Genomic DNA, 11,257 nt, shown 5'->3' with positions numbered 1-11,257 from the left:
GCCCCTTACTGGAAGCTGGTCTGCACCGCAGTCAGAGCCCGCTGGTCCAGCGTCGGCTGGGCACGGGTCTGGGCGTCACGGACATAAAGGTCGAAGATGTTCTGGGCGAGGGCCTGGCTGACCTGGGCGCTTAGCGCCTGTTTCATCTGTGCAAGTTCATCGGTTTCCGCAGGCGGCAAGATCTCGTCCAGCCGCACGATAAAGGCCGCGTCTGTTCCGTTGATCACCTTCAGGTCACCCGGTTGCATGGCAAAGACCTGCTCCATGAAGTCAGCCGGCGTGCCGTCGATAAACGCCGTGCGGGTCAGGCCATTTTCAACCCGATAGGGCAGGCCGGTCGCGGTGAAATCGCCGTCTTTCGCCAGCCCGGTCACGACGCTGGCGGCCTTGTCGGCAAGGGCCTTGGCCGTTTCCTCGGCGATCCAGGCCGCAGCGACACGATCGCCCGCGTTTTCCAGCGGTTCCGGACGCGGCGCCAGTTCCTCGTCCAGGCGCAGGGCAAAGACCGATCCGTCTTCAAGAAAACGGATTTCGGGGAAATCGCCTTCGGTCACTTCGGTCGCGGCATCGCGGAAGCCGGAATAGGCGGCGACCCCTTCGGAACTGTCATCGGTCCAGTCGACCTGGGCCAGTTCCATCGCGGTTTCCTGTGCCAGTTCCTCAAGTGTCGCGCCGCCCGCGAGCATGTCGCTCAGCGCTTCGGCCTGTGCCTCGATCTGGCGGCGTGCCTGTTCACCGGCCAGTTCGTCGCGCAATTCGGCTTCGACGCTCTCGAAACTGGTCAGACGCTCGTCCAGAGTGCCATTCACCCGGAAGAGTGCGGGCCCGAGGTCCGAGGGAAGCGGGCCTACCACCTCGCCGACACCGGCGGCAAAGACCGCCTCGGCGGCGGAACCGAGATCATCGGCCGTCATGTCGCCCAGATCAATGTCGGACAATTGCAGCCCTCGGTCCTGCACCAGTTGCTCGAACGTGGCGGAGCCGACCTCGAGCTGTGCTTTTGCACTGGCGGCTGCGTCGTCATCGGCAAACACCAGGCGTTCGACAAGGCGGCGCTCGGGCTGATGATATTCGCTTTCGCGGCTTTCATAGAGTTGCCGAACCGCGCTGTCCTCAAGCGCCACGCTGTCCAGCAGCATTTCCGGCGACAGGATGGCATAGGTGATCCGTTTCGTCTGCGGCAGCATGAACCGGTCGGTATTTTCAGAGTAATAGGCCGCGACCTGCGCGTCAGTGGGTTCCGCCACCGGTTCGTCCAGCGAAGCCGGGGCAACTGTTGCCATGGTAAAGCTGCGGCGGGCGCCGACGAACTGCGCAAGCGTCTCGGCAAAGGTATCGGGCATGGAAAGCCCGCCCATGATCGCGCCCTGTACCAGCGTGCGCGCCGATTCCCGGCGCAGGTCGGCCTCGAATTCGGCCTCGCTCAGCCCTGCGTTATCCAACGCATAGCGATAGCCCTCGGGGTCGAACTTGCCATCGACGCCCTGAAAAGCCGGAATCTGGACGATCTCCTTGCTCAGGTTCTCGTCTCCGATCGACACGCCAAGGCCCGCGACCTCGTTATCCAGGGCGGCAATCGCCACCAAACGAGCCAAAACGTTTTGGTCAATGCCCAGATCGCGCACCTGGCTCATTTGTAGGGGTTGGCCAGTCTGTGCCTCGACGGCGCGAATCTCGCGTTGCAGCTCGCGGGCATAATCATCGACGCTGATCGTCTCGTCTCCCACCGTGGCCACGGTGCGGATCGTCCCGCTCAGGTTCACGGCGCCGAACCCCGCAAGGCCAGCCATCAGCAGACCCATGAGAATCCAGACGAAGGTTTTCGATAAGCTTTTGACGCGTGCGGCCATGTCGCCCCCTTGCTGCGGCTTGATCTGGCTTTTCTGCCATGCCTCTTTGATTGCCGCCCTGAATACGCCGGGCAGCACCGGTGGGCAAGGTCAGATACGGACGGTGGAAAGCCGGTCGAACAACTGCCCGATTCCAGCCCGGTCGAGATTGGCGAAGGCGATGCGCAACTGCCGCGCCCCGGCCGGGTCTCCTTCGGGCATGAACATCGTTCCGGGAAGCAGCAGAACACCGGCCTCGCTCACCAGACGTTTGGCCAATTCGTCCGAGGAGATGTCGAACGGATGTTCGACATAGGCGAAATAGGCCCCGAGCCCGAGCAGTTTCCAGCCCTTCGCTTCGAGCGCCGGCATGCCGTCCTCGATCGCGGCGCGGCGGTCGAGGATTTCGTCCCGTTCACCGGCAACCCATTGGCCAAGGTTCTGCATACCCCACAGCGCGGCATGCTGGCCGATCTGGCCGGGGCAGATGGCGACTGTGTCGAGGAATTTCTCGATCTCGGCCAACAGGTCGGGGTGGCTTGCCAGCGCGCCGACCCGGTGCCCGGTCAACCGATAGGCCTTGGAGAAGGAATAGAGATGTACCAGCGTCTGGTCCCAGTCAGGCCGGGTGAACAGATCATGCGGCGCGCCTGACCGGCTGTCGAAATCGCGATAGGTCTCGTCGACCATCAGCCTCAGACCGTGTTCGACGGCCAGATCGTAAAATGCACCGACCAGATCGGCCGGGTATTCCACGCCGCCGGGGTTGTTCGGTGTCACCAGTGCGATGGCGCGGGTGCGCGGCGTGATCAGGGCGCGGGCAGCGTCCACATCGGGCAAAAGACCGGGTCCGGTGGCCAGCGGCACCGCCCTGACGCCTGCCATGTCGAGCCACATTTTATGATTGAAATACCATGGCGTGGGAAGCATGACCTCATCCCCTTCGCCGGTAATCGCCGAGATGGCGGCGGCAAAGGCCTGGTTACAGCCCGAGGTGATTGCCACCTGTTCCGGCCTGACAGTGCCGCCATAGTGGCGGCTGATCTGGTCGGCCAGTTCGGCGCGCAGATCGGGGTTGCCCAGCACCGGGCCATAAAGATGCGCGCTGTCCTCGGTCAGGGCGAAATCGGCCATCGCTTGGCGCAGCGCCTGCGGCGGTGGGTCGACGGGGGCCGCCTGGCTGACATTGATCAAGGGGCGGTCAGCGGGAAAGACCACCCCATCCAGCCAGCGCCGCGCCTCCATCACCGGTGGAGCAAAGGTGGTCGCGGTGCGGGGCAGGGTCATCGGGCGTGCTCTGTTTTTGATCTGAACGAGGAAACGCGCCCCGCAGGGCGCGTGTTTACTTGGCAGGGATCAATCCGTGCCGCGATAGGGTTCGACATATTGCAATGCCATGTCCCAAGGGAAAAAGATCCAGGTGTCCTGGCTGACCTCGGTGATAAAGGTATCGACCATCGGTCGCCCCTTGGGCTTGGCGTAGACAGTGGCAAAATGCGCCTTGGGATACATCTCGCGCACCAGTTCCAGCGTCTTGCCGCTGTCGACCAGATCGTCGATGACCAGTATCCCGGTGCCATCGCCCATCAGACTCGCATCGGGTGCCTTCAGCACCTGTGCCTGTCCCTGAGACTGATGGTGATAGGATTTCACGCTGATCGTGTCGACGGTGCGAATGTCCAGCTCGCGGCTGACGATCATGGCGGGGGCCATGCCGCCGCGGGTGATTGCCACCACGGCGCGCCATGCGCCTTCGTCGGGCCCCTGACCATCCAGCCGCCAGGCCAACGCCCGGCTGTCGCGGTGGATCTGGTCCCAGCTGATGTGAAAGCCCTTTTCGTGCGGCAGCCGATGCGGGTCCTTGGTGCTCATCTCGATTATCCCTTGTCGATATCGGGGGCGTCGACCGCTTTCATCCCGACGATATGATAGCCGCTGTCGACATGCAGGTTCTCGCCCGTGACACCCGAGCTGAGGTCGCTCAGCAGGTAGAGGGCCGATTTGCCCACATCTTCGATGGTCACGTTGCGGCGGAGCGGCGAGTTGTACTCGTTCCACTTCATGATGTAGCGGAAATCGCCGATGCCGCTGGCGGCCAGCGTCTTGATCGGGCCGGCACTGATGGCGTTTACGCGGATACCGTCCTTGCCCAGATCTTCGGCGAGGTATTTGACCGATGCTTCCAGCGCCGCCTTGGCGACCCCCATCACATTGTAATGAGGCATGACCTGTTCGGCACCGTAATAGGTGAGGGTGACGGCGCTGCCACCGTCGGTCATCAGTTTCTCGGCACGTTTCATCACGGCGGTGAAGGAAAAGACCGAGATGTCCATGGTCAGTTTGAAGTTCGCCCGGCTGGTATCGACGTAGCGGCCGCGCAATTCGTTCTTGTCGGAAAAGCCGATGGCATGCACGACAAAGTCGAGTTTGCCCCATTTTTCGTCCAGAGCCTCGAACAACGCATCTATGGATGCCTCGTCCCCCACATCGCAGGGCAGAACGATTTCGCTGCCCAACTGAGCCGCCAAAGGATCGACCCGTTTCTTCAATGCGTCTCCCTGATAGGAAAAGGCAAGTTCGGCCCCCGCGTCGGACAGTGCCTTGGCGATCCCCCATGCGATGGATTTATCGTTGGCCAGCCCCATGATGAGGCCGCGTTTGCCCGCCATCAACTGATTTGACATCTTCGGTTCTCCGCCTGTCTTCGCGTCATGAGAAAGTGGTGTATGCGATTGGACATATCGCTTCAAGGGCGCGCGCTCTTGCTGAGAGGGACAAGAGCGCATAGGGTTCGAATTAACTTGTTCAGGGGGATGGACATGAGCGACCGAACTGGCATTTTTGCCGGCGATGACCCATTTGCCATTGCGCGAAGCTGGTTGGCAGAGGCCGAGACCACCGAAATCAATGACCCCAATGCAATCGCGTTGGCGACGGTGAACGCTGACGGCCTGCCGAATGTCCGGATGGTTCTGCTCAAGGACATCGAAGCGGACGCTTTTGTGTTTTACACAAATTACGAAAGCGCAAAGGCCCAGGAACTGGATGCGGCCGGCAAGGCTGCGTTTGTGATGCATTGGAAATCGCTTCGCCGACAAATCCGCGTGCGTGGACTGATCAGCCGCGAAGAGGGGGCGCAGGCGGATGCCTATTATGCATCCCGGTCGCTCAAGAGCCGGTTGGGTGCCTGGGCTTCAAAGCAGTCGCGGCCGCTTTCCAGTCGTGCCTCGCTGATGGCCGAGGTCGCAAAGGTCACCGCAGCCAAGGGAACAAATCCGCCGCGCCCGCCGTTCTGGGGCGGGTTCCGTCTGCGACCCGTCGAAATCGAGTTCTGGGCGGACGGGGCGTTCAGGCTGCACGACCGCTTTGTTTGGCGCTGCAAGAAACCCGGCGATAGCTGGGAAATTCAGCGACTAAATCCTTGATATTCGCGTGACGTGAAATGCAATCATCTGAAAAAAAAGAACTTTTTTCACTTGAAAACCAGGGTGAAAATCCTGCACATCAGAGGTCTGAAAACGCATCCAACGACAATGGAAATGAAGTGGCCGAAGATCTGAGCAGTGTCTATCAAGTACGGGGTCGGGTAAAATGGTTCGACCCTGCCAAAGGCTACGGGTTCGTGGTCTCTGATGCGGGGGGGCCAGACATACTTCTGCATGTCAATGTTCTGCGTAATTTCGGCCAGAGCTCGGTTGCGGATGGCGCGCTGATCGAGATTTCCACCCACCGTACGGAACGGGGTGTTCAGGCCGTCGAGGTCATCTCCATCGTTCCGCCGGAACGTCCCGAGAATCCCGTGCTTTCTGATTTTGCGGAACTCGACCAGGACGCCATCCGCATGGCGCCGATGGAGCCTGCACGCGTCAAGTGGTTCGACAAGGGCAAGGGTTTTGGCTTCGCCAATGTCTTTGGGCGCAGCGAAGATGTCTTTTTGCATATCGAAGTGTTGCGCCAATCCGGCTTGTCCGACCTGCAACCGGGTGAGGCTCTGGCCATGCGGGTTATTGATGGGAAACGCGGCCGCATGGCGGCCGAGGTACTGGCATGGGAATCGGCCATCAAGGACTGAGGCATCAACATGTTGCGGGCGGCACTCCTTCTTCTTGCATTACTTCTGAGCGCGCCGGCGTTGGCGCTCGAAGCCTGCCGTGACGACGTTGTTTTCATCAAGAGCGAAAGCGCCGAGTTGCGCTTTGCTGTCGAACTGGCCGCGACCCCGCAAGACCGGTCACGCGGGTTGATGTTTCGCGAACACCTGCCCAGAAGTGCCGGAATGCTCTTTGTATTCGAGCGTCCTCAACGGGTGGCGTTCTGGATGAAGAACACTCTTATCCCGCTCGACATGATCTTTGTCGATCAGTTTGGGGAAGTTACCCGTGTTCATTCCAATGCTGTGCCGCATGACGAAACCGCGATTCCCGGAGGCGATGATGTGTTCGCCGTACTCGAAATAAATGGTGGCCTTGCGACAAGTTATGGAATCTCGGCTGGAAGCAAACTGCGTCATCCGGTTTTTTTGCAAGGTTCCGCAGTTTGGCCGTGTTAGGCCTTTTCAAATCAGCGACATATCGCTAGGAAGGCGCACGGTCCGGGGCGTGGCGCAGTCTGGTAGCGCACCTGTTTTGGGTACAGGGGGTCGTGAGTTCGAATCTCGCCGCCCCGACCATCCCTTTCTCATTCCCTGATCGGCTCTCCGCCCAATTCGTCCAGCATTCGCGAGATGCTGCGCTGGGTGGCTTCGTCCTTGTAGACAATCTGCACGTCGGGTCCGTTCGGCCGCGGAATGTTGATGTAGTTCTCAATATCAGCGCGATAGCGTTGATCCGTTTGCCGCATGACGCGCAGCTGAAGAACGAGTTGGGGCAGGTCCTCGTGCGTACCGTCGTGAACCAGAATCAGGGCGGCCGTGACATCTGGTGGCAGATAAACCCAACATTGCGCGGTTTCCGCATCTGGGCGCCGAAACGTCTCGGTCTGATCCGAGCACGCGGATTCGAATCCTTCGATCAACGCAACCGGACGTTCTGGAAACACTGCCGCAGTATGATACCGCGCTACATCTTGTGTGCAGGATGCAACAATCATCGGAACGCAAAGCAGAATTGCACGAAATGTGGTCACGTCCGAGACTCGTTCTTCCAGCGGGCAGCTGCGCCACCTCTACGCCAATTCTCTGACGGGTGCGAGGGCCATTGATGTTCGCTGCGATGCAGAATTTCTCGTGTTGTTTCTGAGGAAGCGTCGCTAAACAGGCCAGAAAACGTGGCAAAATTCTAAGGTGCGTCTTTTGCTGTCGCAGCAGTCTCCTGTGGACGATGTGTGGAGGAATCGGAGCGCCGCTCCGGGCGGGTTCAAACAGGTATCAGGTCAACAAAAAAGAATCCCCGAAACGGCGAAAAATGCCGTTGACCTTGTATGTCCGTATACGTCAGATTGTGTGAGCCGAGCGTTAGGCCACTAAATCTGGTAGTTTATAATCAGGGGCCGCGCGCGGATGGGACGACCGCAAGCCAGCTAATCCTCATGGATGTCGAATGCCGATCCGGATCGGCTTGCGAGCTTTGTGCTTCTTTTCGCTTCGGGTTCAAGGCCCGAAAACGGGACGAGGTCGGGCGGCCACATTTGAACCAAAGGACCAGGGGCTGGGGACATGAAGATCGAAAGAAAGTTCACGATTGCGGGGCAGGATGCCTATGCGGAGCTGGAGTTTGTCACTGCGACCTCCGAGATTCGCAATCCCGATGGCAGTATCGTGTTTCGGTTGGACGATATCGAGGTCCCCGAGGACTGGAGCCAGGTGGCAAGCGACGTCATCGCGCAGAAGTACTTTCGCAAGGCAGGCGTTCCCAGCCGTCTGAAGAAAGTGCGCGAGAAGGGCGTGCCCGAGTTCCTGTGGCGGTCGGTTGCCGATGACGGTGCCCAGATGGGGGGAGAAACCTCATCCAAGCAGGTGTTCGACCGACTGGCCGGCGCCTGGGCCTATTGGGGATGGAAGGGCGGCTATTTCTCCACCGAGGAGGACGCGCGCGCTTATTATGACGAAATGCGGTTTATGCTGGCGACCCAGCGGGCCGCACCCAACAGCCCTCAGTGGTTCAACACCGGCCTGCATTGGGCCTATGGCATCGACGGCCCCGCGCAGGGCCACCACTATGTCGACTACAAGACCGGCAAGCTGACCAAGTCCGACAGTGCCTATGAGCACCCCCAGCCGCACGCCTGTTTCATTCAGTCGGTCAGCGACGATCTGGTAAACGAGGGCGGCATCATGGACCTGTGGGTGCGCGAGGCGCGCCTGTTCAAATACGGGTCCGGCACCGGCACCAACTTCAGCCACCTGCGCGGCGAGGGCGAGAAACTCTCGGGCGGCGGCAAGTCCTCGGGCCTGATGGGCTTCCTCAAGATCGGCGACCGCGCGGCGGGCGCGATCAAGTCGGGCGGCACCACGCGCCGCGCTGCCAAGATGGTGATCGTCGACGCCGATCACCCCGATATCGAACAGTTCATCCAGTGGAAAGTCATCGAAGAGCAGAAGGTCGCCAGCATCGTGGCCGGCTCGAAGATGCATGAAAAGATGCTGAACGGCATCTTTGCGGCCATCCGCTCCTGGGACGGGGTGGAGGCGGACGCCTATGATCCGGCGGTGAACGACAGCCTGAAAGTCGCTATCCGCGAGGCCAAAAAGGTCGCGATCCCAGAAACCTATATCAAACGGGTTCTGGATTACGCCAAGCAGGGCCACACCAGCATCGAATTTCCGACCTATGACACAGATTGGGACAGCGAGGCCTACAGCTCGGTCTCGGGCCAGAACTCGAACAACTCGATCCGGGTGACCAACGCCTTCCTGAAGGCGGTCGAAAAGGATGCGGACTGGGAGCTGATCAACCGCGTCGACGGCAAGGTGGCCAAGACGGTCAAGGCGCGCGACCTATGGGAAAAGGTCGGGCATGCCGCCTGGGCCTGCGCCGATCCGGGCATCCAGTTCCACGACACCGTCAACGAATGGCACACCTGCCCCGAAGACGGGCAAATCCGCGGCTCGAACCCGTGCTCGGAATACATGTTCCTTGACGATACCGCCTGCAACCTGGCGTCGATGAACCTGCTGACCTTCCTCAAGGATGGCGAGTTCCAGGCCGACGACTATATGCATGCGATCCGCCTGTGGACGCTGACGCTGGAAGTCTCGGTGATGATGGCGCAGTTCCCGTCCAAGGAAATCGCGCAGCTCAGCTATGATTTCCGCACGCTGGGCCTGGGCTATGCCAACATCGGCGGTCTGCTGATGAACATGGGTTATGGTTATGACAGCGACGAGGGCCGCGCGCTCTGCGGTGCGCTGACCGCGATCATGACCGGTGTCGCCTATGCCACCTCGGCCGAGATCGCCGGAGAGCTGGGGCCGTTTTCCGGATACCAGCGCAATGCCGACCATATGCTGCGCGTCATTCGCAACCACCGTGCCGCTGCTTATGGCAAGGCCAACGGCTATGAAAAGCTGAGCGTCAAGCCGGTGCCGCTGGATCACGCCAATTGCCCCGACAACCGGTTGGTCGAACTGGCGATGACAGCCTGGGACGAGGCGCTGAGCCTGGGCGAGAAGAACGGCTATCGCAACGCGCAGACCACGGTGATCGCGCCGACTGGCACCATCGGTCTGGTGATGGATTGCGACACCACCGGGATCGAACCCGATTTCGCGCTGGTGAAGTTCAAGAAACTGGCCGGTGGCGGCTATTTCAAGATCATCAACCGCTCGGTCCCGGCCGCGCTGGAGCATCTGGGCTATTCCAGCTCGCAAATCGAAGAGATTGTGTCTTATGCGGTCGGCCACGGCTCGATCGGCAATGCACCGGGGATCAACCATACTTCTCTTACCGGCCATGGGTTCGGTCCGAATGAGCTGAGCAAGATCGAAGCGGCGCTCGAGTCGGCCTTTGACATCCGCTTTGTGTTCAACCAGTGGACCCTGGGCCAGGAATTCTGCACGCAGGTTCTGGGCATCCCGGATACCAAGCTGAACGATCCCACCTTTGACCTGCTGCGCCATCTTGGCTTCTCGAAAAAGGATATCGAGTTGGCCAACGACCATGTCTGCGGGACCATGACGCTGGAAGGCGCGCCGCACCTGGCCAAGGAGCATTACGCGATCTTCGACTGCGCCAATCCCTGTGGCAAGAAAGGCAAGCGGTTCCTGGGCGTGGACAGCCATATCACCATGATGGCGGCGGCGCAGAGCTTCATCTCCGGCGCGATCTCGAAGACGATCAACATGCCCAACAACGCCACCATCGAGGATTGTCAGAAGGCGTACGAGCTGAGCTGGTCGCTGGGGGTCAAGGCCAATGCGCTCTACCGCGATGGATCCAAGCTGAGCCAGCCTCTGGCCACCGCTCTGGTCGAGGATGACGACGAAGCCGCTGAAATCCTGGAAAGCGGCGCGCCGATGGAAAAGGCCGCTGTGCTGGCCGAGAAGGTGATCGAAAAGGTCGTGGTCAAGGAAGTGATCCGCAGCCACCGCGAAAAGCTGCCGCACCGCCGCAAGGGTTACACCCAAAAGGCGATCGTAGGCGGTCACAAGGTGTATCTGCGCACCGGCGAATATGGTGATGGCAGCCTTGGCGAGATCTTCATCGACATGCACAAGGAAGGTGCCGGTTTCCGCGCGATGATGAACAACTTTGCCATCGCCGTGTCCGTGGGCCTGCAATACGGTGTGCCGCTGGAAGAGTTCGTCGACGCCTTTACCTTCACCAAGTTCGAACCGGCGGGCATGGTGCAGGGCAACGACTCGATCAAGAACGCCACCTCGATCCTTGACTATGTGTTCCGGGAACTGGCGGTCAGCTATCTGGACCGGACCGACCTGGCGCATGTCAAACCCGAAGGCGCGAGCTTCGATGATATCGGCCGGGGTGAGGAAGAGGGCGTCTCGAACGTCGCGCCGGTAACGGAAACGGCGGCGTCGAAATCGCTCGAAGTGCTGAAACAGATCAGCTCCACCGGCTATCTGCGCAAGCGCCTGCCGCAGGAACTCGTGGTGCTGAACGGTGGCGCCGTGAACGGGGCGGACCCGCTGGCAGCGCTTCAGACCCTGGTGCCCGAAACTGGTTCGGCTTCGGTGACAGTGACCTCGCTGACCACCGGTACGGTCACCGGCATGGATGCCCGGACAAAGGCCCGCATGCAGGGTTATGAGGGCGAAGCCTGTGGCGAATGCGGCAACTATACGCTGGTGCGCAACGGCACCTGCATGAAGTGCAACACCTGTGGCTCGACGAGCGGCTGCTCGTAACCACAGGGCGACAATCGCGCCCCCGCCGGGGCGTGTAGGGGCCGGGGCTTCCCTCGGAAATCCGGCCCCGCCGAAATCCGGAACCGGCGGCGTGGTCTATCCGCGCCCGGCGTTCCAGCCGATGGCC

General features: G+C 60.5%; 9 protein-coding genes and 1 tRNA gene. 5 read left to right on the top strand and 5 right to left on the bottom strand.

Translation table 11 applies throughout. From position 1 onward, the window contains the following. Nucleotides 1-5 precede the first annotated feature (5 nt). The 4 genes from G0P99_RS04000 to fabI all read right to left on the bottom strand — a co-directional run bounded on the left by G0P99_RS04000 (nucleotide 6) and on the right by fabI (nucleotide 4,513). Nucleotides 6-1,850 (bottom strand): peptidylprolyl isomerase, encoded by a 1,845-nt coding sequence (locus G0P99_RS04000; protein ID WP_164127950.1) that lies wholly within the window; start codon nucleotides 1,848-1,850, stop codon nucleotides 6-8. Nucleotides 1,851-1,940: 90 nt separating this feature from the next. Further along, complete coding sequence (locus tag G0P99_RS03995; protein WP_164127948.1) at nucleotides 1,941-3,116, bottom strand: aminotransferase; 1,176 nt, start codon at nucleotides 3,114-3,116, stop codon at nucleotides 1,941-1,943. A 69-nt stretch (nucleotides 3,117-3,185) separates the two neighbouring features. After that, on the bottom strand, nucleotides 3,186-3,701 hold the full coding sequence (gene gpt / locus G0P99_RS03990; RefSeq protein ID WP_164127946.1) for a xanthine phosphoribosyltransferase: 516 nt from the start codon (nucleotides 3,699-3,701) through the stop codon (nucleotides 3,186-3,188). 5 nt (nucleotides 3,702-3,706) lie between these two features. Further along, complete coding sequence (fabI, locus tag G0P99_RS03985; RefSeq protein ID WP_164127944.1) at nucleotides 3,707-4,513, bottom strand: enoyl-ACP reductase FabI; 807 nt, start codon at nucleotides 4,511-4,513, stop codon at nucleotides 3,707-3,709. Nucleotides 4,514-4,648: 135 nt separating this feature from the next. Between fabI and pdxH the strand changes: the two genes are divergently transcribed. The 4 genes from pdxH (at nucleotide 4,649) to G0P99_RS03965 (ending at nucleotide 6,498) form a co-directional block, all read left to right on the top strand. After that, nucleotides 4,649-5,254 carry a pyridoxamine 5'-phosphate oxidase gene (gene pdxH, locus G0P99_RS03980; RefSeq protein ID WP_164127941.1) on the top strand — a complete coding sequence of 202 codons (606 nt, stop codon included), beginning with the start codon at nucleotides 4,649-4,651 and terminating at the stop codon, nucleotides 5,252-5,254. A 119-nt stretch (nucleotides 5,255-5,373) separates the two neighbouring features. Then, nucleotides 5,374-5,901, top strand: coding sequence for a cold shock domain-containing protein (locus G0P99_RS03975; protein WP_164128012.1), 528 nt, complete (start codon nucleotides 5,374-5,376; stop codon nucleotides 5,899-5,901). A gap of 9 nt (nucleotides 5,902-5,910) precedes the next feature. Continuing rightward, nucleotides 5,911-6,378, top strand: coding sequence for a DUF192 domain-containing protein (locus G0P99_RS03970; protein ID WP_164127940.1), 468 nt, complete (start codon nucleotides 5,911-5,913; stop codon nucleotides 6,376-6,378). Nucleotides 6,379-6,421: 43 nt separating this feature from the next. Further along, nucleotides 6,422-6,498 (top strand) — tRNA-Pro (locus G0P99_RS03965). Nucleotides 6,499-6,506: 8 nt separating this feature from the next. Here G0P99_RS03965 and G0P99_RS03960 read toward each other — a convergent pair. Next, on the bottom strand, nucleotides 6,507-6,953 hold the full coding sequence (locus tag G0P99_RS03960; protein ID WP_164127938.1) for a hypothetical protein: 447 nt from the start codon (nucleotides 6,951-6,953) through the stop codon (nucleotides 6,507-6,509). Nucleotides 6,954-7,482: 529 nt separating this feature from the next. On the opposite strand from G0P99_RS03960, the gene G0P99_RS03955 reads away from it, so the two are divergent. Then, a complete protein-coding gene (locus tag G0P99_RS03955) occupies nucleotides 7,483-11,130 on the top strand; it encodes a vitamin B12-dependent ribonucleotide reductase (protein WP_164127936.1) in 3,648 nt (1,215 codons plus the stop codon). Nucleotides 11,131-11,257 lie beyond the last annotated feature (127 nt).

The sequence above is a fragment of the Ruegeria sp. PrR005 genome, from assembly GCF_010500245.1.
GTDB lineage: Bacteria > Pseudomonadota > Alphaproteobacteria > Rhodobacterales > Rhodobacteraceae > Ruegeria_B > Ruegeria_B marisflavi.
The sequence above is the reverse complement of the archived record's forward strand: the minus strand, read 5'-3'. Positions and strand labels throughout refer to the sequence as shown.

What these genes read in the sequence shown, in the direction of transcription:
- fabI (WP_164127944.1), bottom strand. Translation starts at nt 4,513, where the DNA reads ATGTCAAATCAGTTGATGGCGGGCAAACGCGGCCTCATCATGGGGCTG.
- G0P99_RS03995 (WP_164127948.1), bottom strand. Translation starts at nt 3,116, where the DNA reads ATGACCCTGCCCCGCACCGCGACCACCTTTGCTCCACCGGTGATGGAG.
- pdxH (WP_164127941.1), top strand. Translation starts at nt 4,649, where the DNA reads ATGAGCGACCGAACTGGCATTTTTGCCGGCGATGACCCATTTGCCATT.
- G0P99_RS03955 (WP_164127936.1), top strand. Translation starts at nt 7,483, where the DNA reads ATGAAGATCGAAAGAAAGTTCACGATTGCGGGGCAGGATGCCTATGCG.
- G0P99_RS04000 (WP_164127950.1), bottom strand. Translation starts at nt 1,850, where the DNA reads ATGGCCGCACGCGTCAAAAGCTTATCGAAAACCTTCGTCTGGATTCTC.
- gpt (WP_164127946.1), bottom strand. Translation starts at nt 3,701, where the DNA reads ATGAGCACCAAGGACCCGCATCGGCTGCCGCACGAAAAGGGCTTTCAC.
- G0P99_RS03970 (WP_164127940.1), top strand. Translation starts at nt 5,911, where the DNA reads ATGTTGCGGGCGGCACTCCTTCTTCTTGCATTACTTCTGAGCGCGCCG.